At 36.9% G+C, this 22303-nt stretch carries 19 protein-coding genes; 1 reads left to right on the forward strand and 18 read right to left on the reverse strand.

Going from position 1 to position 22303, the window contains the following annotated elements:
- Window positions 1-15: 15 nt before the first annotated feature.
- The 11 genes from polA to KDN24_RS19030 form a co-directional block, all read right to left on the reverse strand.
- Window positions 16-2649, reverse strand: coding sequence for a DNA polymerase I (polA, locus tag KDN24_RS18980; RefSeq protein ID WP_491348114.1), 2634 nt, complete (start codon window positions 2647-2649; stop codon window positions 16-18).
- A 212-nt stretch (window positions 2650-2861) separates the two neighbouring features.
- Complete coding sequence (gene hflC / locus KDN24_RS18985; protein ID WP_409972864.1) at window positions 2862-3797, reverse strand: protease modulator HflC; 936 nt, start codon at window positions 3795-3797, stop codon at window positions 2862-2864.
- The gene (hflK, locus tag KDN24_RS18990; protein ID WP_409972865.1) at window positions 3794-4759 is read right to left on the reverse strand and encodes an FtsH protease activity modulator HflK; all 966 of its coding nucleotides are present in this window, start codon (window positions 4757-4759) and stop codon (window positions 3794-3796) included. The genes hflC and hflK overlap by 4 nt, the downstream gene beginning before the upstream one ends.
- A gap of 180 nt (window positions 4760-4939) precedes the next feature.
- Entirely contained in the window at window positions 4940-6709 is a 1770-nt protein-coding gene (gene pnpS / locus KDN24_RS18995; protein WP_409972866.1) for a two-component system histidine kinase PnpS, read from the reverse strand.
- Window positions 6706-7422 (reverse strand): response regulator, encoded by a 717-nt coding sequence (locus KDN24_RS19000; protein ID WP_409972867.1) that lies wholly within the window; start codon window positions 7420-7422, stop codon window positions 6706-6708. Before KDN24_RS19000 ends, pnpS begins: the two co-directional genes overlap by 4 nt.
- Before the next feature lie 166 nt (window positions 7423-7588).
- Entirely contained in the window at window positions 7589-7813 is a 225-nt protein-coding gene (locus KDN24_RS19005) for a DUF3951 domain-containing protein (RefSeq protein ID WP_409972868.1), read from the reverse strand.
- A 227-nt stretch (window positions 7814-8040) separates the two neighbouring features.
- On the reverse strand, window positions 8041-8517 hold the full coding sequence (locus KDN24_RS19010; protein WP_409972869.1) for a MaoC family dehydratase: 477 nt from the start codon (window positions 8515-8517) through the stop codon (window positions 8041-8043).
- A 172-nt stretch (window positions 8518-8689) separates the two neighbouring features.
- Window positions 8690-9628, reverse strand: coding sequence for a malate dehydrogenase (gene mdh / locus KDN24_RS19015; RefSeq protein ID WP_409972870.1), 939 nt, complete (start codon window positions 9626-9628; stop codon window positions 8690-8692).
- A gap of 292 nt (window positions 9629-9920) precedes the next feature.
- Window positions 9921-11189 (reverse strand): NADP-dependent isocitrate dehydrogenase, encoded by a 1269-nt coding sequence (gene icd / locus KDN24_RS19020; RefSeq protein WP_409972871.1) that lies wholly within the window; start codon window positions 11187-11189, stop codon window positions 9921-9923.
- 178 nt (window positions 11190-11367) lie between these two features.
- Window positions 11368-12483, reverse strand: a complete 1116-nt coding sequence (gene citZ / locus KDN24_RS19025) for a citrate synthase (RefSeq protein WP_409972872.1) — start codon at window positions 12481-12483, stop codon at window positions 11368-11370.
- Between the two features lie 556 nt (window positions 12484-13039).
- Entirely contained in the window at window positions 13040-13501 is a 462-nt protein-coding gene (locus KDN24_RS19030; protein ID WP_409972873.1) for a DUF441 domain-containing protein, read from the reverse strand.
- A 139-nt stretch (window positions 13502-13640) separates the two neighbouring features.
- On the opposite strand from KDN24_RS19030, the gene ytvI reads away from it, so the two are divergent.
- Complete coding sequence (ytvI, locus tag KDN24_RS19035) at window positions 13641-14768, forward strand: sporulation integral membrane protein YtvI (protein WP_409972874.1); 1128 nt, start codon at window positions 13641-13643, stop codon at window positions 14766-14768.
- 93 nt (window positions 14769-14861) lie between these two features.
- Here the strand turns inward: ytvI and KDN24_RS19040 are convergent, their stop codons facing one another.
- The 7 genes from KDN24_RS19040 to ystJ form a co-directional block, all read right to left on the reverse strand.
- Complete coding sequence (locus tag KDN24_RS19040; RefSeq protein WP_409972875.1) at window positions 14862-15248, reverse strand: FxsA family protein; 387 nt, start codon at window positions 15246-15248, stop codon at window positions 14862-14864.
- 82 nt (window positions 15249-15330) lie between these two features.
- Entirely contained in the window at window positions 15331-17091 is a 1761-nt protein-coding gene (gene pyk / locus KDN24_RS19045; RefSeq protein ID WP_409972876.1) for a pyruvate kinase, read from the reverse strand.
- Window positions 17092-17159: 68 nt separating this feature from the next.
- Window positions 17160-18119, reverse strand: coding sequence for a 6-phosphofructokinase (gene pfkA / locus KDN24_RS19050; RefSeq protein ID WP_409972877.1), 960 nt, complete (start codon window positions 18117-18119; stop codon window positions 17160-17162).
- Between the two features lie 142 nt (window positions 18120-18261).
- Window positions 18262-19239: an acetyl-CoA carboxylase carboxyl transferase subunit alpha gene (gene accA / locus KDN24_RS19055; RefSeq protein WP_409972878.1), complete on the reverse strand. Its 978-nt coding sequence runs from the start codon at window positions 19237-19239 to the stop codon at window positions 18262-18264.
- The gene (gene accD, locus KDN24_RS19060) at window positions 19233-20102 is read right to left on the reverse strand and encodes an acetyl-CoA carboxylase, carboxyltransferase subunit beta (RefSeq protein ID WP_409973140.1); all 870 of its coding nucleotides are present in this window, start codon (window positions 20100-20102) and stop codon (window positions 19233-19235) included. The genes accA and accD overlap by 7 nt, the downstream gene beginning before the upstream one ends.
- A gap of 280 nt (window positions 20103-20382) precedes the next feature.
- Complete coding sequence (locus KDN24_RS19065; protein WP_409973141.1) at window positions 20383-20949, reverse strand: FadR/GntR family transcriptional regulator; 567 nt, start codon at window positions 20947-20949, stop codon at window positions 20383-20385.
- Window positions 20950-21018: 69 nt separating this feature from the next.
- The gene (gene ystJ, locus KDN24_RS19070) at window positions 21019-22257 is read right to left on the reverse strand and encodes an NADP-dependent malic enzyme (RefSeq protein ID WP_409972879.1); all 1239 of its coding nucleotides are present in this window, start codon (window positions 22255-22257) and stop codon (window positions 21019-21021) included.
- Window positions 22258-22303: the final 46 nt, after the last annotated feature.

A 22303-nucleotide genomic window follows, 5' to 3' on the forward strand; every position in this document is an offset into this window, starting at 1 on the left:
CCCCTCATTTCATCCTTATTTTGCATCGAACCATGTTGGTCCAAAGGAAAAATCGACTTTCAGTGGAACTTTTAGCTCAATCGCATTTTCCATTACTTCTGGAACAATCTTTTTCAATATTTCAATTTCATCCTTTGGTGCTTCAAAGATCAATTCATCATGTACTTGAAGCAAAAGTCGTGTTTTTAGCTTTTCCTTTTGCAGGCGTGAAGCCATATCAATCATTGCTTTTTTAATAATATCTGCAGCACTTCCTTGAATAGGCGTATTCATGGCTGTTCTCTCTGCAAAGCTGCGAAGATTAAAGTTTCGACTTGTTATTTCAGGAAGATATCTTCTACGGTGAAGTAAAGTTGAAACATATCCTGTTTGTTTTGCCTCCATTACGATATCATCCATATATTGTTTAACACCTGGATAGCTTTCTAAATACCGCTCAATAAATTTAGCAGCTTCCTTTCTTGTGATCCCTAAACTTTGTGAAAGCCCATAATCACTAATTCCGTAAACAATCCCAAAGTTTACTGCCTTAGCTTGGCGGCGCATATTAGAGGTAACGTCATCTGCTGCAACATGAAATACTTCCATAGCTGTTTTTGTATGAATATCCATATCTTCCTTAAATGCCGTAATGAGCTTTTCATCAGACGCAATATGGGCAAGTACTCTTAATTCGATTTGTGAGTAGTCCGCAGCAAAAATAACCCAATCTTTCTCAGACGGAATGAATGCTTGTCTAATCTTTCTCCCTTCCTCTAGACGGATCGGGATGTTTTGCAAGTTCGGATCAGTCGAGCTTAAACGCCCAGTTTGTGTTAATGCCTGATTATAAATGGTATGGACCTTCTCTGTCTCTTTATTCACAATTTTAAGTAAGCCTTCAATATAAGTGGACTGAAGCTTGCCAAGCTGGCGATAATTAAGAATTTCGCGAATGATTTCATGATCATGCTCAAGCTTTTCAAGGACATCAGCTGAAGTCGAGTAACCTGTCTTTGTTTTCTTAATTGCTGGAAGTCCTAATTTATCAAATAAAATAACACCTAGCTGTTTCGGTGAATTAATATTAAACTTTTCTCCAGCTAATTCATATATACGGATTTCAATAGCTGCTAATTTAGTTTGAATTTCTTCTCCCATCGTTTTTAAACGAGTGAGATCCATTTTTACACCAGTTGATTCCATGTCAGCCAAAATAAGAGATAATGGCAATTCCAAATCGTAAAATAATTCAGCTTGCTGATTTTCTGTTAGCTCACGATCAAGCTTAACTTGCAATGAATTGAGGGCATTCGCTTTCCTTGCCAAATGCTCAGCAAGCACATTCTCTTCTGGTACTTTTCTTTTTGCCCCTTTTCCATAAAAAACTTCATCCATTTGGATTGAAGAATATCCATGACTTTTGGCAACTGAAGTCAGATCCTCAATTTTTTCTGATGGATTAATTAAATAAGAAGCTAGCAGCATATCAAAGGTAATCCCTGCTAAATGAATGCCATGGTGCCGAAGGGATACCTCTGATCTTTTTGCATCGTAAACGATCTTGCTTTTACTTTCGTCCTCTGCCCATTGTTTAAAAGCTTCAGAAGCTAGTGCCTTTTCGGTAGAAAGGAAGAATGTCCCCTTTTCATTCGCAACAGAAAAGCCAATAATATCCGCATAATGGTAATTATCGTCTAATACTTCAACATAGAAAGCATTTTCATCTGTAAAAATTTCATCCGTTATATGGTCTACAATCTTATACTCGATTTCAGCTAAACCTTCTTGTTCTACTTCATCGTTATCGTTGCTTAGTTTATCAAGCAATGAATTAAAGCCAAGTTCCTTATAGAGCCTAATAACTTTATCTGTCTCGAACCCTTCATACTTAATTTCACTCAAGGAGATTTCGATTGGAGCTTCTCTCATAATCGTAGCAAGCTCCTTGCTCATCAAAGCTTGCTCCTTAAATTCGATTAGCTTTTCCTGAAGTTTTTTCCCGCTTACTTTGTCTGCTGATTCAAGAACTGACTCGATTGTTCCAAACTCCTTCAGCAATTTGAGCGCAGTTTTCTCGCCAACCCCTGGGACACCCGGAATATTGTCTGAGCTGTCACCCATTAAACCCTTCATATCAATAATTCGATCTGCTGTAATGCCGTACTTTTCTTGAATATAGGATGGAGTATATTCCTCAATTTCAGAGATTCCTTTTCGTGTAATCGCCACAGTCGTTTTTTCAGAGCTTAATTGTGTTAAATCTTTATCACCAGAAATAATCTTCACTTCGTAGCCGTTATTTTCTGCTTGAAGAGATATTGTTCCGATAATATCATCAGCCTCATAATTTTCAAGCTCATAGCGGGAGATTCCATACGCATCTAGCAATTCTCGAATGAAAGGAAATTGTTCCGATAATTCAGGTGGCGTCTTTTGTCTTCCACCTTTATATTCGCTAAACGTATTGTGGCGGAATGTTGTTTTTCCAGCATCAAATGCAACAAGTAGATGTGTAGGCTTCTCCTCCTGAAGAATTCTCGTTAACATCGTCGTAAATCCAAATACAGCATTCGTATAGATCCCTTTATCATTATTTAGCAGCGGCAAGGCAAAGAAAGCCCTGTAAGCAACACTATTGCCATCAATTAAAACAAGTTTCTTTTCCAAAAAAATACCTCCTAAAATGAATTGCTGAAGGCGCCTTCTTATCAACGACAAGCAGAAGACAAGCCTTACCGAAAGGCTTTCTTTGCCTTTCTGGAAGGAATGGATGTGAAGCTAGACAATAAAACATATAAAAAAACGTTATTTTCTTTCTTCATTTTACCATGAGAAAATGAAGAAAGGAAAATAACGATTCTAAATCAAATACGCCTAGGTTATTCTTTATAGCCCATTAACAATCTGGCATATGGTGAATTGGAAGGAAGGACAATAACGGTTTCGTCATTAATCGTCTTTTTATACGATTCTAATGTACGGAAAAGAGAATAAAAGTTCGGATCCTTTGAAAAGGAATCATTGTATATTTTCGCTGCTCCAGCTTCTCCTTCTGCACGAATTTCTTCTGCATCAGCTTGAGCCTTTGCGAGAATTTCCCTTACTTGTTTATCCGTATCTGCTATGATTCTATTTTTTTCAGCATCGCCTTGTGACAAATATTCTTGGGCTTTTGATTGACGCTCAGAAATCATTCTTGTGAACACAGATTGTTCGTTTTCTGGAGGCAAATCCGTCCGTTTAATGCGGACATCTGTCACAACAATTCCATAATTATCATTTTTTAATAATTCATTTACCTTCTCAGTAATCTGATCATTTAGTGATCCTCTTGATGATTTCTCATCATTAATAATATCGTTATAAATTACCCGACCAAGTTCTGCACGCGTAACGGAATAAATGAATTCTTCCATCCTTGCTTCAGCACTTTCTAATGTTCTCGCATTCGCAATCATCTTCTTCGGATCTTCGATTCGCCAAACAGCATAATTATCAATAATCATTCGTTTCTTATCTTTTGTGTTTATTTCAGCCTCTGAAACATCAGATGTTAATTGATACTTCGGTAATGTTGTCACACTTTGAACAAATGGGATTTTATAGTTCAACCCTGGTTCGTCAATGATTTTTACAACTTCACCGAACTGGCGAATCACTTTATACTCCCCTTCTTTTACGATAAAAAGATTACTCAAAAGAAGACCAAGCAAGACAAGAAGGATGACAATAAAAAATCCGCCTTTTATATATTTTTGCCATTGTAAATTTCCTCTCGTATGCTCATTCATGTTTACTACGTTTTGATCACTCATTTTTTTGTGTCACTTCCTTCCTCTTTTTCATTTGGAAGCTCTTTGTCAAGAGGACGGATCGGGAAATATTTTAACGTATTACCGTCATCATTCATAATATAAATTTCAGCACCTGGGAGAACTTGTTCAAGTGTTTCGATGACAAGTCGTTCCCTTGTTATGTCAGGATTTTTGCTATATTCCTCGTATAGCTTATTGAAAACTGCCACATCTCCACGAGCTTTTTCTGTACGTGCTGCCTTTTCACCTTCTGCTTTTGATTTAATCGCAGCTTCTTCCCCTTTTACTTCATTCATGCGCTGATTAACATATTTCTTTGCTTCATTCTTTTTCGTATCTGCTGTTTCACGAGCATCTGTTACATCTGTAAATGCTTTGCGAACTTCCTCGTTTGGTAACTCGACATCTTGAAGCTTTACGGCAAGTATTGAAATTCCAACATCATATTTCTCAATTAAGGATGACAATAAGTCTCTCACATCTGCTTCAATTTCTGCTTTTCCAGATGTTAAGGCATCATCAATTAATGAGCTTCCGATAATACTTCTTAATGAAGCTGAGGTAGCATCATATAGAATTTCTTTCGGGTTTTGCGCATTATATAAGTACTTTTCAGGGTTTGTAATTTTCCATTGAACAACTAGATCAGCAAGGACAATAAATTCATCCCCGGTAATCATTTTCGTTTCTTCAGGAAAATCCTTCATATTACCTTCTTTATCTTCACTACCGAATTGAAGACTAAATGTTTCCTTCGATAATTTTTCGACTTCCTGAATTGGCCATGGCATTTTGAAGTGAAGACCAGGTTCAGTAACAGCCTCATCTACCTTTCCAAACGTTAGAATAACTGCCTGATCTGATTCATCTACAGTATACCATGTCGTTAATGCTGTAATACCTAACACAATAATTAGCAGCACAAGGCCAGTAACCGTATATATTCTCTTTAAACTGACCATCTTCTCTCCCCTTTCTGTAAAGTGAAACTTCACGATAACTTTTCACACCTATAAATACGGATAAATGGTTTAAAGGTTTCATAATTTCCCATATCATCCAATAAAAAATGAACTCTAGTAGTGAACATCGTGAGCAAAATCTACAAGTACAGGCGAACAACGATGTGCAAAACATTACAGTTAGTTTCTAGGAAAGGATTTATTCAGTTCGATAATAAACATCGTTCCACATCCTACTTCACTCTCAACACTAATAGTTCCTTTATGTGCTTCAACAATATGCTTTACAATGGCTAGACCTAAGCCTGTACCGCCAGAGTTTCGACTGCGAGCTTTATCCACCCGATAAAAACGCTCAAAAATTCGTGGAATTTCTTCCTTCTCAATACCAATTCCAGTATCTTTTATTTTAATAACTACTTTCGAAGCTTTCTCATATAGAGAAAGTGAAATATCTCCACCTTTAGGCGTATATGTAATCGCATTTGTAATTAAATTTAAAAAAACTTGTTTCAAACGGTCCGCATCTGCCTCGATCATTATAGGAGCGCCCTCATTCTTGAATACAAGCTTAATTTCTTTTTCTGAAACTTTTCCTTGAACAATCGCCAGTACCTCTTCGATCGTAGCTGTAAGATTATATTGCTGAATAGATAAATGAAAGCCTTGCTGCTCAATTTTTGATAAATCCAATAAATCTTGAATAAGTGATTGCAGTCTATCACTCTCTTGTAAAATAATTTTTAAAAAGGCTTCAAGCGCTTTCCTATCATCCATCGCCCCATCAAGCAAGGTTTCTGAAAAACCTTTAATCGAGGTTACAGGTGTTTTTAATTCATGTGAAACATTTGCTACAAAATCCTTCCGCATTTGTTCTAACTTCTTCATATCAGTAATATCATGGAAAACTAACAAAATCCCTTTCCAAACCGCATTCGAACCGATAATTGGAACACCATACACTTCAAAATGGCGTCTTTCAATCCCTAAAGGGATAAGCATCTGTTTGCGAATTTTTTGCTCCGTCATAAAAATCTCTTCGATTAATCCATTAATATCTGGATGTTTAATGACCTCGTAATAAATATTATTTAGATAGTTAGACGTATTAATATTAAAAATCTCTTTATATGTTCGGTTTATTAAACTGATGTATCCTCTACTATCAATTAATAAAATACCGCTCCCCATATTTTCTATCAGAACTGCAAGCCGATCACGATGCATTTCCTGAGATTTTACCATTTCCTGCAGATTTCTTGCCAAAATATTAATAGAGGCGCTTAACTTACCGGTTTCATCAATATGATCCTCATATGTTCGAGCACGATAATTTCCTTTTGCAAGCTCAATAGCCGTTTTCGTTGCAGCTTCAATTGGCTTCGTATAGCGTGTCGTTATCCTCGTACCTAAAATAAGGATGACGATAAAGGAAAAGCTTAAACTAATAATTAAAATCCACCAGATTTGTCGATAGGCTTTATTGATTTCATTCATTTTCGTACTAATAAATATAAAGCCTTCGAGTTTACCTGAGTTATTAATTGGTTTCCAGTAATAATGCAAATCGAAGCCTTCACTTACTTCGATAAGATTCTGTCCATCTGTTTTTTGATTAATCATTTGCTTTACTAGTTTTTGATGCTTTTCTTTATAGGTATCTCCGAATTGTCCGCTATCATAAATTATTAGTCCAGTCTGATCAACTATCGTTATTCGTGCTTCAAGCATTTTACTAAAATTATTAATCGTTTCATTTTGTAAAGACTGAATACCTCCCTCCTCGATAATATAGCTCGAAATTAATTCACTTTCTTTTTTTAATCGTTCATCAAATGCATTTATATAGTAATTTTTGAATAGCTGGCCGAGTAATAATCCTAACCCAATTAACACAGCTAGTATAAGTGTAATTAACCCAAAAAGAAGCCGAAATTGGAATTTAATCATCCTTCTTTCGGCCCCTCAAGCTTATAGCCTAAGCCGCGTATCGTTTTAATATAGGCTGGCTTTTTCGTATTTTCTTCGATCTTCTCTCTTAAATGGCTAATATGTACGTCAACGATTCGTGTATCCCCTACAAAATCATAGTTCCATACTGCACTTAGGAGTTGATCCCTTGTTAATACACGTCCTTTATGTTTCGTTAAATATAGTAAAAGTTCAAATTCTTTTGGTGTTAATTCTAAAAGGCGATCTTCAAAATAAGCTTCATATAATTCAGGATAAATTTTCAAACCACCAATGTGCAGATAATCTGATTCTTCTTCAATATTACTTGTTTCCTCAAGCAAAAGTTGTGTTCTTCTGAAAATAGCTTTAATCCTAGCCACAACTTCACGTGGACTAAAAGGCTTAGTCATATAATCATCTGCACCTAGCTCTAGCCCAAGTACTTTATCGAATTCATCATCTTTTGCCGTTAACATTAAGATTGGTGTCAAAACTCTTTGTTGTCGAAGCTGTTTACATACCTCAATCCCATCAAGTCTCGGTAACATTAAATCAAGTACAATTAAATCTGGTTTTTCCGAGATGGCTAAATGCATTCCTTCTTCACCATCCATCGCTGTCATTACTTTAAATCCAGCTTGTTCCAAATTATACTTTAGTAACGTTAATATTGATTGTTCATCATCGACAACTAGAATTCTCTTCTCCATATGAGCCTCCATCATATATATTCGCTTAACAACAATTTTACCTACCCTATTTATTATAGTATATATTTATCCCAACTGAATACAAGTGAGCCAGTTCTAGATAAAGCTAATCCATTTAGGAGAATATTCAATTGTGTCTAAAGCAAGAGAAAATCATTCCTATTCATTATTGATCTCGTTCCTTATTTATTCCAATATGATCGGTTTCCTCATATGCAATTTCGTGTTTAGTATCTTGAAAAGGCATATCATGTTTTATGTTCATTATCCTTCCTTCACTAATATGATCAATTGGCGTGTACTTATTTGATGGAACTGTTCCCCATTTAAACAGGCGATAAATGATAATTCCAATAATCGAAATAATGGATAATAGATACACAAAAGCCATTTTAGCATATCTCCTTCCATACAAAATAAGAATAAGATAATTTAAGTAAATATTGGGTGAATAACGAGAATACATGATATGAAGCACCAAATGAGGGTAACAAAGAGACAATACTGACACCTACTAGAGGTTTAATATTGATGGCCTATTCCATGGAAGAAAAAAAGGGGCATAAAGTGAAACTTCATTCAGTGGGGGTTTCTTCACCCTCACTGAATGCCAGCATTTTAGAAATTTTCGAGTGCTTCGCCTTCCATTGTATGTATTTTATGTGGTGGGCAAACAAGTAACGTACCAATAATAACCGCTTCATTTTCTTCGTTTGTGCCTGTCACTTGAATCTGAATAGTATGATTACTGTTACTTACTTCTGTTACTTCAAAAAGAAACTGTATAGTAGCATAATGATAAACCGGTTTTACATATTCGATTTCCTGTTTCAAAACATGGCTTCCAGGTCCAGGCAAATATTTTGAAACAGCAGAGTTTATAATGCCATTTATCATAATACTAGGAACAATTGGTTTTTTATACGGCGTTTGTGAAGCGTAATCATGCTGAATATACAGTGGACTCGCATCATTTGTAAGTCCAAGATATAAAAGTAAGTCTTTATCTTCGATTTTTTCGGTTAATGTTAATTTTTCTCCGACAGAAATTTCTTCAATTTTTCTTCCTAATTTTCGCTTTCTGCCAAGCAGCATTTTCTGCACCTCCAAAAATAATGAAGCAAATATAAAGATTCACAAGTAGTAAAACAATTCAGTTTTATTAAGATATTATAACATTTATTTGCGCTAAAAACGAATAAGTACAATTATCAACTAAACGAATAAATAAAAAAATTCGGGATACCCCGAATTTTTTATAAGAAAACTAGGCTAAAACAGCCATTACACCGCGAACAGCTTCTGCAGATTTATCCAATGCTGCTTTTTCATCAGCCGTTAATTCAAGCTCAATTACTTTTTCAATTCCGTTCGCACCTAAAATTGTTGGTACACCTAAGTAAATTCCTTCATAACCATATTCGCCCTCAAGATAAGCGATAGATGGAAGAACACGGCGTTGGTCTTTCAAAATTGCTTCACACATTTCTACTAAAGATGCGGCAGGAGCATAATATGCACTACCGTTGCCAAGTAGATTGACAATTTCTCCGCCGCCTTTACGTGTACGTTCAACAATCGCATCAAGACGATCCTTTGAAATTAATGTTTCTAGTGGAATGCCACCTGCGTAAGAGTAACGAACTAGAGGCACCATGTCATCTCCGTGCCCACCAAGAACAAAACCAGTAATATCTTTAACAGATAGATTTAATTCTTGAGCAATAAATGTACGGAAACGTGCGGTGTCTAGTACACCAGATTGACCGATAACACGATTTTTTGGGAAGCCAGATTCTTTAAAGATTGTATATGTCATGGCATCAACTGGGTTTGTCAATACAACGATAAAGCAGTTAGGAGAGTTTTTAGCAATTTCTTGTGCAACACTTTTCATAATCTTTTGGTTTGTTTGGACTAAGTCATCACGGCTCATACCAGGCTTACGAGCGATTCCAGCTGTAACGACAACGATATCAGAATCCTTCGTATCTTCATAATTTGAAGTTCCGATGATATTTGCATCGAAGCCTTGAACAGGACTAGCTTCAAGCATGTCTAACGCTTTACCCTTTGTTGGATTTTCCATTTGAGGAATATCAACTAATACAACATCCCCTAGCTCCTTTTGAGCAAGTAAAAAAGCAGTCGTTGCTCCAGTAAAACCGCTACCAATTACAGAAATCTTTTTTCGTTTTAATGACATAGTTCTTCTCCCCTTTATTTAGAAAAATGTTGAAACTTTTTATTCCAAAAGCTCTGTTAAACTTGGCTATAGATTTTCGCTCCAGGTTGCTCGCTTTCCGCCGGGCGGTCCGGAAGCCTCCTCAGCGCTATCGCACCTGCGGGGTCTTCCCTGTCCCTTACTCCCGCAGGAGTCTCGCACCTTCCGCTCTAATCAACAGGTGCATAAATTAGCAATTCCCTTTAACAGAGCAATTCCAAAAAATATGTAAGGAGAGCTGCAGTCATGCAGCTCCTCTCAAAGTATATCGTAATTAATCCATATTTTTAATTAATTCATCAGCAAATTCGGAGCATTTCACTTCTGTTGCACCGTCCATAAGTCGTGCGAAGTCATATGTGACTACTTTAGAAGCAATTGATTTTTCCATAGATTTTACAATTAGGTTAGCAGCTTCATTCCAGCCTAAATGTTCAAGCATTAATACGCCAGATAGGATGACAGATGAAGGGTTAACTTTATCTAAACCAGCATATTTTGGAGCAGTACCGTGAGTAGCTTCAAAGATAGCATGCCCTGTAACATAGTTAATATTTGCTCCAGGAGCAATTCCAATTCCACCAACTTGAGCTGCTAGTGCATCAGAAATATAGTCTCCATTTAAGTTCATTGTTGCGACAACATCAAATTCTTTTGGACGTGTTAAAATTTGTTGCAAGAAAATATCAGCAATCGCATCTTTCACGATAATCTTACCAGCTGCTTCCGCATCTGCCTGAGCCTTGTTTGCTGCATCAGTACCTTGTTCATCTTTGATGCGGTCATATTGTGCCCAAGTGAATACTTTATCACCATATTCTTGTTCAGCAAGCTCATAACCCCAGTTTTTAAATGCGCCTTCTGTGAACTTCATAATATTTCCTTTGTGTACAATCGTTACAGATTTACGTCCTTCTTTAATTGCATAGTCAATAGCTGCGCGAACTAATCGCTTCGTTCCTTCCTCTGAAACAGGCTTAATGCCAATTCCAGATGTTTCTGGGAAGCGAATTTTGTTTACTCCAAGTTCATTTTGAAGAAAAGAAATGACTTTTTTCACTTCGTCAGAGCCTTTCGCATACTCAATCCCAGCATAAATATCTTCAGTATTTTCACGGAAGATTACCATGTCAGTATCTTGAGGGCGTTTAACTGGTGAAGGTACACCTTCAAACCAGCGAACTGGACGCAAGCATACATAAAGATCCAACTCTTGGCGCAGGGCCACATTTAATGAGCGAATTCCACCGCCGATTGGCGTTGTTAATGGACCTTTAATCGCAATTAAATATTCGTTAATGACATCTAAAGTTTCAGATGGAAGCCATTCACCCGTTTGATTAAACGCCTTTTCTCCTGCTAAAACTTCTTTCCAAACAATTTTGCGCTCACCATTGTACGCTTTTTCAACAGAAGCGTCTAAAACTTTTGAAGCAGCTGCCCAAATATCAGGACCTGTTCCATCTCCTTCAATGAATGGAACGACTGGATTGTTTGGAACGTTTAATACCCCATTACTTACCGTGATTTTTTCACCTTGCATATTATTTCCCTCCATTTTTATAATGCATAAACAACTAGCCCATCCCTTTTTATGTATGACAAAAGGCAATTGTTTTTCTATCAGAATCAAAGGTTAGAAGGCAACGCCCCTAACCTTTATCTGCTCTCTCTATATTACAGCAATTTAATAATAAAAAGTAAACTACTGAGCTTAATGATTAGCGCTCTTGAATTGGAATGTATTTTTGCATTCCTGGTCCAGAATACTCTGCACGAGGGCGAATTAAACGATTATTCTCATATTGTTCAAGAATATGTGCTAGCCAACCTGATACGCGGCTCACAGCAAAGATCGGTGTAAATAAATCATGATCAATTCCTAAACTATGATAAACAGACGCTGAATAGAAGTCTACATTTGGTGGTAAATTCTTCTCTCCTGTAACAATGCTTTCAATTTTCTCTGACATTTGATACCAATGAGATTCGCCAGTTAAATCAGTCAACTTTTTTGACATTTCTCTTAAATGCTTTGCACGTGGATCACCTTTGCGATAGACGCGATGACCAAAACCCATAATCTTTTCCTTTTTCTCTAACTTTTCACGTACGTAAGGCTCCACATTTTCAACAGTGCCGATTTCTGATAACATTTTCATTACCGCTTCATTGGCACCACCATGTAATGGGCCTTTTAAAGCGCCGATAGCGGCTGTTATTCCAGAATAAACGTCTGACAATGTTGCTACACATACACGGGCAGTAAAAGTTGATGCATTTAATTCGTGATCTGCATGAAGAACAAGAGCTTTATCAAATGCTTCAATCGCAATTGGCTCTGGTTCTTTTCCTGTTAACATATATAAGAAATTAGCCGCAAACCCAAGATCTTTTCTTGGTCCAATCGGCTCTAAGCCTTTCCGTACTCTTGCAAATGCTGTCACAAGTGCTGGCATCTTCGCTTGTAAACGCATCGCTTTTTTATAGTTGGATTCAGTATCCATTAAGTCGGCTTCTTCATCATATAATCCTAAAAGAGAAACAGCTGTTCTAAGAGCAGCCATTGGGTGAACTTTATCAATCGGATACATCTTAAAATGTTCTATTACTTCCTTCGGTAATTCAGCATTATCAGCTAATTGATTTTTTAACTCCTCCAACTGAGATAAAGTAGGAAGCTCTCTGTGCCATAGAAGATAAATTACTTCTTCAAAGCTTGCATTTACAGCTAAATCATCAATATCGTAGCCTACATACGTTAAAGTGTCGTCAATGATAGAGCTGATAGACGAAGTAGTCGCGACTACCCCTTCAAGACCGCGTGTTACTGTCATCCTGAATCTCTCCTTTTCATAATCAAATTCGCCAAGGCGAATTTGCGCCCAGATTTTTATCGAGCTTGCTCGATAAACTTCATCTAAAAAATCTGAGGCATCCGCCGGAGGCTTTAACTTTAAAAATTTCCCCATACCCTTTTGTCTGTTTCATTTTTTAAAGTTGAATCCCATTTATTCAACTATTGAAAAAACCCATTTGTTATATAGGCTTAAATTGCCTTTAAAGCCGACTAATAAAGTCAAGCTACAGGGACCGAAAATAATTTAAAAAATCGAAAACAAATCGAGCGATTGCTCGACAGTATTTCAAAAAAGAAAATGCTTACATTTCTGTTTTTTCAAAAAAGTGACTCTTGTTAATTTTCATTTATTTTATATAAAGCTTGAACTTTCAAGTCCTATTATAAACAAAAATCTGACATTTGGGAATGAAAAGTGACGAAAATGTGAAAAATTTATTATTTTATTAGAAAAGCTTAGAATTTGTTTTGAATTTAGTTCATAGGACTTTTTTGAAACATAAATTAATGAAAGAATATTTTGCATAGTATAGTCATTTAAGAAACTCAAATAGCTTCATTACTAAGTAAGCAATACCAGCACCGATAAGTGGACCGACCGCAACCCCTCTAAAAAATGAAACTGCAATAATCGTACCGACAACTAGAGCTGTCGTAATATGTGGTTCTTCAGCAAGCAAGCCTACCCCACCTTTAGCAAGAAGTGCAACTGCGATGCCGGACACGAGAGCAATCCACGCATTTGGTGATTTAAAGGCGTCTATCAATTCCTTGAAACCAATATCACCACTAGCAATAGGAGCAAGGACTGCGATAGTAATGATTGTAATGCCCCAATTAATTCCTTTCGACTGTAAAAACCCAAAACCCTTTGAATCTAAACCAATTAACTTAAGCGCAATAAGTATAATAGCTGCAATCATTAAAGATTGGTTTTTTGCGATGAAACTAATGACTAGCAAAAGCAATAAAAATACGAGCGGTTGGTTAAACAAGTTTTTCACCCTTCCAATCCTTGTTATTATTCTAACATAGTTTTATTTTATTAATAATTTTTCTGCTCTGAAGATGAATCTTTTTCTTTTTCAGATGCGTAGTAAAATAGTGTATGATATTAGTAAGGGAGGTTATTTGTTGAATTACCAATACATATTTCGAACGTTAAGATTCCTATTAGTTATCGGTTGTATCTTTCTCTTTTTTATTAGCTTTTTCTTTTTAGCAAAAGTAGCTTACCCTTTTCTAATTGGATTTGCCATTGCTTTTCTAATCAATCCACTTGTCAATTTCCTAGAGAAAAAAGGGCGAATGCCTAGGGCGCTTTCTGTTCTCATTAGTATCGTTTTACTTATTGGGTTGTTTGCGGGATTAATTACCCTATTGATTGTAGAGATTGTTTCTGGTGCAGATTATTTAGCCAAAGTCGTTCCAGAACATTTAGATACATTAATTAATTATATTGAACAGTTTTTTGCTGCTCAAATTATCCCGTTATATAATCAGTTGACAAGCTTATTAAGCAATTTAGATACTGGGCAGCAAGATGCCATTTTAGCTAATATCGAAAGTGTGGGTAAGAAAATTGGAACAACTTTAGGTTCGTTTATCCAAAATCTTTTCGGTAAAATCCCAAATATTATTTCTTGGTTCCCTAATGCAGCCACTGTTCTCATTTTCTCACTATTAGGAACATTTTTTATAAGCAAGGACTGGTATCGCCTTTCAGCTTTAGGCGGCAAATTGATTCCGAATAAAGCTAAATCGAGCAGTAAAACAGTATTTGCTGATTTAAAGAAGGCGCTTTTTGGTTTTATTAAAGCGCAAGCTACATTAATATCAATTTCAACTGTCATTATCTTGATTGGACTTCTTATTATGCGAGTTGATTATGCCATTACTATCGCATTAATCGCTGGTATCGTTGACATCATTCCTTATTTAGGCACAGGTTTAATCTTTGTTCCTTGGGTAATATATGCAGCCATTACTGGTGATATGGGAATGGCAATCGGAATTGGGGTTTTGTATACCATTGTTCTCGTTCAGCGGCAAATAATGGAACCGAAAATTCTTTCTTCAAACATCGGACTCGATCCTTTAGCAACATTAGTTGCCTTGTTTGTCGGCTTTAAATTAATTGGATTCCTTGGATTAATTGTTGGACCTGTAACGCTAGTTATCATAACAACTCTTCATCGAGCAAATGTCTTTCGTGATTTATGGGCATATATTAAAGGAAACGGAAATGGTAGTAAGGCGTAAAGTGAAACTTCAATCAGTTGGGGTCTTACAGCCCGTTAATCTGTGATAAAGAAAAGGTCACTCTTGCGATAAGAGTGACCTTTAGCTTTTTGATTATCTTATTATCGTAATCGTATTTCGATCTATCCATTTACGGAAACCTTTCAAAATCAACCTTTTAAAAATAGGTTTTGTTGGAGGCATAAGCATCAATAAACCGATTATATCCGAAATAAACCCAGGAGTTAGCAGCAAAATCCCACCAAATAGAATACATATCCCGTCTAAAATAGCCTCTCTCGGCATTTGACCATATCGCATTTGCTCCTGTGCCTTTCTGAGTGTTTCCAGCCCCTGCTTCTTCGCTAAATAAGCACCGATAATTCCGGTAAGAAGAATGATGGCAATCGTTGGCCATACCCCAATAATATTTCCCGATAAAAGAAAAACACTTATTTCCGCAACTGGAATGATGATGATTAATAAAAGAATATAGCGCACGATGCCACCTCAATATATAAAGTTTAATTTAGCATCATTCTTGCAGAATGCTTGAATTACATCAGAATGATAGAACTATTTATTAAAGAACACTTGCATGTCCGTTATAAATTACACCCCGATTGGAATCAACCGTAATTTCTTGACCATCTTTTAATTCCTTTGTTGCATTTTCTGCACCAACGATAACTGGAATTCCAATATTAAGCCCTACAACGGCAGCATGACTTGTTAGGCCACCCTCTTCTGTAATTAATGCGCTACATTTCTCAATAGCAGGCATCATCTCACGGTCGGAACCGAGGGTTACTAAAATGGAACCCATTGTTACTTTAGCTATTGCCTCTTCTGCATTTCTAGCGATAACCACTTTTCCGAAAGCTGATTTTCGACCAATTCCTTGAGCTTTTATAAGAATATCACCGATTACATGTATTTTCATTAAATTCGTTGTCCCAGCTTCTCCAACCGGAACACCAGCTGTAATCACAACTAAATCACCAGATGAAACTATCCCGCTATTTAAACTTTCCTCTACGGCTGTATCTAGCATATCATCTGTTGTTGCCGCTTTTTTCCCCATTTGTGGGTAAACCCCCCATGCTAATGCTAATCGTCGAGATACATGGTCATTCGAAGTTACCGCAACAATTGGAGCTTTTGGCCGAAACTTTGAAATCATTCTTGCTGTATGTCCACTCTCAGTTGGAGTGATAATCGCAGCTACATCTAAATTTAGAGCCGTATGGGCAACAGATTGGCCGATGGCATCTGTAATATTATGCTTATTATCTTTGCTACGTGATGAGAGAATTTCCTTATGTGCTAAGGCGGTCTCAGCACGTGAGGCTATATTGTGCATCGTTTGAACAGCTTCTATCGGATAAGAGCCTGCAGCAGTCTCACCAGACAGCATAATCGCATCTGTTCCATCGAAAATAGCATTCGCAACATCACTCGCTTCCGCTCTAGTCGGACGAGGATTGCGCTGCATTGAATCCAGCATTTGAGTTGCCGTAATAACAGGCTTTCCTTGAGCATTACATTTTTTTATTAACTGTTTCTGCACTAATGGTACTTCTTCAGCAGGGATTTCAACGCCAAGATCTCCCCTTGCAACCATCAAACCGTCAGAAACCTCAAGAATTTCATCGATTTTATCGACTCCTTCTTGATTTTCGATTTTAGGGATAATATTAATATATGTCGCTTGATTTTCTTCTAAAAGCTGTCGAATTTCAAGAACATCTGATGCTCTTCGAACAAAAGAAGCTGCAATGAAATCAACTCCTTGTTCAATCCCAAATAAAATATCATTCGCATCTTTTTCCGTAATTCCCGGAAGATTGACGGAAACACCGGGTACATTAACACCTTTTTTATTTTTTAAAGTTCCGCTATTTAAGATTTTTGTGCGAATTTCATTTGCTGAATGATCAATATGTACGACTTCAAGACCAATTAAACCATCATCTAACAAAATCTTTGAACCCATTTCAATATCATCGATAAGTCCAGAATATGTAACGGAGAATTTTTCATTTGTTCCTTCTATTTCATTCATTGAGATTATGATTTCATTACCTGCGGATAATTCAATGGAACCATTTTCCATATTATGTGTCCGAATTTCAGGACCCTTTGTATCTAATAATATCGCAATCGTTTTCCCCGTTCTCTTTGCAGCTTCACGGATATTCCGAATTCTTTCCCCATGCTCTTCATAATTTCCATGTGAAAAGTTTAAGCGAGCTACATTCATTCCAGCATTAATAAGTTGAATTAATTTTTCCAAGCTTTCACTAGCAGGGCCGATCGTACAAACGATTTTCGTTTTACGCATCTTCATTTCCTCCAATTAACAATTATTAAAAACACTTTTTAATTTAGCTACGTTCAGCAAAGCATTACCTAGATAGAAAGTTCCTTTGATAAGTTATATAAACTAAGATCTACTGTATGCTTCTTACTAAGAACCTCATTAATATCGTGGTCAACAATTTGATTGTTCACTATCCCGACCGCACGTCCTCCCTTTCCTTCAAGAAGGAGTTCTACTGCTCTTGAAGCAAGTCTGCTTGCAAGGACCCGATCAAATGCAGTCGGTGAACCACCACGCTGCATATGGCCCAGCACTGAGACGCGTGTATCAAAACTTGTTGTCTCTTTCACCTGCTTAGCAAATTCAATACCACTAATAACACCTTCAGCAACAATGATAATACTATGCTTTTTACCGCGTTCATGGCCTTTAACTAGGCGAGCAGCTATTTCATCCATATTATAGCCTTCTTCAGGAATAATAATGGTCTCTGCCCCACCTGCAAGTCCTGCCCATAGGGCAATGTCACCTGCATTTCTTCCCATTACTTCAATAATAAATGTTCTTTCATGGCTCGTTGCTGTATCACGAATTTTATCAATTGCATCAATAACTGTATTTAATGCAGTGTCAAACCCAATCGTAAACTGTGTACCAGCAATATCATTATCAATTGTTCCTGGAACACCGATACAAGGAAACCCATATTCAAACAAAGCTTTCCCACCATGATATGAGCCGTCGCCACCAATGACGACAAGCCCTTCAATTTCGTGTTTTTTTAGTTGTTCAATTCCTTTTTGTTGACCTTCTTTTGTTTTAAATTCTTCGCATCTTGCAGAATATAAAATCGTTCCACCTCGATGAATAATATCCCCTACAGAACCAAGCTCAAGTTTCTTAATATTTCCGCTGATTAATCCAGAATATCCCCCATAAATGCCAAAAACCTCAACATTATGATAAATGGCTTTACGTACGACGGCTCGAACTGCCGCATTCATACCTGGTGAATCTCCTCCGCTCGTAAGCACTCCGATTCGCTTCAAAGTAATCTCCCTCCACCTGGAAAATAATATCTTTAGAAAAGTGCACTTTCATAGTGGTTTCATTAATAAAATAACATGAAGGGACATCTATCACAACTCAATCACGGTAGATGTAATAAAAAAAACGTGCTTGTTGCACGTTTTAATTTACTCCAATAACTTCATTTACATTTGAAACCTTGCCGATTGCTTTATATTTTTCATAGCGATGATTGATGAGCTGAGCTTCACTAAGGGCTTTAAGCTCCTTTAAAGATTTATATAAAATGATTTCAATCTCTTCGGCTTGCCTTTTCATATCTTTATGAGCTCCGCCTTTTACTTCAGGAATAATCTCATCAATAATTCCTAATTCCTTTAAGTCAGGTGCTGTGATTCTCATGCTTTCAGCAGCTTTTTTCGCTAAAGAGGCATCTCTCCATAAAATGGAAGCAGCACCTTCAGGTGAAATAACGGAGTATGTAGAGTTTTCTAACATATGAATATGATTTCCAACCCCTAACGCTAAAGCACCACCACTGCCACCTTCACCGATGACTATACAAATAACAGGTACTTTTAAACTAGCCATTTCAAATAGATTTCGGGCAATCGCTTCACTTTGCCCACGTTCTTCAGCTGCTTTTCCCGGATATGCCCCTTTTGTATCAATGAAACAAATAATCGGGCGTCTAAACTTTTCTGCCTGCTTCATCAATCTTAGTGCTTTGCGATATCCTTCAGGATGCGGCATGCCAAAGTTCCTGCGAATATTTTCCTTCGTATCTTTTCCACGCTGATGGCCGATTACCGTCACTGGAAGTCCTTTAAACTTCGCAATCCCGCCAACAATCGCCTCATCATCACCAAATACTCGATCTCCATGACATTCGAAAAAGTCTTCAAATAGAAATTGAATATAATCCAAAGTTGTCGGACGCCCCGGATGGCGTGCAACTTGAACACGATCCCATGGCTTCATATTATCATAAATATCTTTTTCTAGTTTCTCTAGTCTCGCTTCCAGTTTGTCAATTTCAGAAGATAAATCTACATCTGCACTTTTCGTAAATTCCTTTAGCTCAGCAATTTTTTTTCTAAGCTCAATAACTGGACGTTCAAATTCTAATTCTCCTACCATTCGAGGTCACCTCCTTGTTCATGCATCGATACAATACTTGAAATTTTATCTTTAAGTTCTAATCTTGAAATGACAGCATCAAGTTGTCCATGTTTTAAAAGAAATTCAGCTGTCTGAAAATCCTCAGGCAACTCTTCGCGAATGGTTTGTTCGATAATTCTTCTGCCGGCAAAACCAATTAAAGCTCCAGGCTCTGCAAAATTAAAATCTCCGAGTGAAGCAAAGCTTGCTGAAACACCGCCAGTTGTTGGGTGTGTCATAATAGAGATAATTAATCCGCCATTATCACTGAATCTTTTAAGTGCAACACTTGTTTTTGCCATTTGCATTAAACTAAGAACACCTTCTTGCATACGTGCACCACCAGAAGCAGTGAAAATAAGAAATGGAACGGATAACTCATCAGCCTTTTCGATGGCAAGCGTGATTTTTTCCCCAACGACAGACCCCATGCTGCCCATTCGAAATGTTGAATCCATAACAGCAATAACGATTGATTGCCCATCAATTTTACCGATGCCAGTAACTACTGCTTCATTTATATTCGTCTTTTTTCTATCCTTTTCTATCTTTTCTAGATAATCCGGAAAATTCAAAGGATTTTCTGAAATCATACCAGCATTCAATTCCTCAAAACTATTAGGATCTAAAAAGCTCTCAAGACGTTCTTTTGAATTCATTGAATGATGGTATTGGCAATGAAGGCATACTTTTAAATTTTTCATGATTTCTTTCGTATACATAATTTTTTTGCAGTTCGGACATTTTGTCATTATTCCTTCAGGTACGTCTTGTTTTGCTGCCTCTGAAGGGATTGTTGCATATTTCTTTTTCTTTGGTTTTGTAAAAATATTTAACAAGATGAAACCTCCTCATGTCTAGCTTTAGCTCCTATTAGCAATTGGACTTTCGAATGGCAATCTTGTCCAGATTCGCTAAACAGTCGACTTTCGCTTTCCTCTATACAATTTAGGCTATTTTCGAATTTTTTGACGAGCAACATTTTGTAAATCATCATAAATATTGCAGATGACCTCGAAGTGGTCAGACCACTTGCCCCTAAAAAATAAAATAGGCAAACAAACATTGTCCGTTATCCTATTTACTATAGAGTAATAATATTACAAAATGTGTAAAAAGCTGTCATAAACCTTTCGACAATTTTCTTAAATCTTGATAGGCCTGTCTTAATACAGCTTCTTGCCTCAATAATAGTGCATTCGTCAATTGCACATAATCTTGTTTCGGTGGCTCCTCTTTGTCAAGCTTTAAAGCATTGTAATAATCTTTTAATATTGTCCATATTCTCATGAATAAATGATTATCAGCGAATTGGACAACTTGTAAGAAAAATTCATCATCTGTAAAATGAGAAGATTTTGTCCACTCATTTAAAGAAAGTATTTGTTCATCTGTTGCTTTATATAAAACTAACCATAAACAATCCATTTCAATCAAATATTTTGTTTCAATAATATCTCTTTTTGCTTTTCCATCCTGCAAAATAAAAGTGGCAAGCAACTGAACAAACTGATGTCCTTCAAAATCACGGATAAAAGTTCCTTCTCCTCTTCTTGTTTCAATGAGGCCAAGAAGCTCTAAAGCTCTTAATGCTTCACGAACGGAAGAGCGCCCGACATTCAGGCGCTCACATAACTCACGTTCAGAAGGTATTTTATCACCCGCTTTTAGACCATCCTTTTCGATCATGGTTCGAAGCCGATTAACAATTGAAATATATATCTTTGTCCCTTTTTCAGGCTGATTCACGTCAAGAACTCACTCACTTTTCCCGATAATGGCAAGTCGTCTTGTTTTTTCCTTTATTTCCTCTAAGTCAACCTTAATCCGCGCAACTCCTGTTTCCATTGCTGCTTTTGCCACACCTGCCGCTACTTCAGGGGCAACTCTTGGATCAAAAGGACCAGGGATAACATAATCCGCATTTAATTCATCTTCTTTAATTAAACTGGCAATTGCTTCAACAGCGGCTATTTTCATTTTTTCATTAATATGAGTAGCCCTTACATCTAAAGCTCCACGGAAAATCCCTGGAAAAGCGAGAACATTATTAACTTGGTTCGGGAAATCTGATCTTCCTGTCCCTATGACAGCAGCTCCAGCAGCTTTTGCTTCTTCAGGCATGATTTCAGGAGTTGGATTTGCCATAGCAAAGATGATTGGATCTTGATTCATAGAGCTAACCATTTCTGATGTTAACGATCCAGCAGCTGAAACTCCGATAAAAACGTCTGCTCCTTTAATTACATCTGCTAAACTACCGCTTAATTTATCACGATTTGTATATTTCGCCACAGCGCTTTTGATATCATTCATTCCTTGTGGACGGCCTTCATATATCGCGCCTTTCGTATCACACATAATAATATCCCTAACTCCATATGTGTAAAGAAGCTTAATGATTGCAATTCCTGCTGCTCCAGCACCATTTGCAACAACACGAATTTCATTTAATTTTTTATTCGTAAGCTTTAATGCATTCACAAGACCTGCAACTGTAACGATTGCTGTCCCATGTTGATCATCATGAAACACAGGAATATTTGCTTCTTTCTTTAAGCGCTCTTCGACAGCAAAACAATGTGGGGCTGCAATATCTTCTAAATTTACCCCACCAAATGTCGGTTCAAGCAATTTAACAGTTTCTACTATTTTATCAACATCTGTCGTATTTAAACAAATTGGAAAAGCATCAACGCCAGCAAAGCTTTTAAATAGAACAGCTTTCCCTTCCATAACAGGTAAGGCAGCTTCAGGGCCGATGTTGCCTAATCCAAGAACGGCGGTTCCATCAGAAACAACGGCAACCATATTGCCTTTCATTGTGTATTCATAAACGGTTTCGGGTTTATCATAAATTTCTTTGCAAGGCTCAGCAACCCCAGGAGAATAGGCTAAGCTCAAATCTCGAGCATTTTTCACTGGAACTTTAGATTTGGATTCTAATTTTCCTTTATTTACTCTATGCATATGTAAAGCTTCTTCGCGTAAAGTCAAGCAACATCACTCCTATAAAATAATTCTAATCTTATTTGTTTTGACG

This window comes from Cytobacillus sp. Bva_UNVM-123 (assembly GCF_046351715.2).
In the GTDB taxonomy this organism is placed as follows: domain Bacteria; phylum Bacillota; class Bacilli; order Bacillales; family Cytobacillaceae; genus Cytobacillus.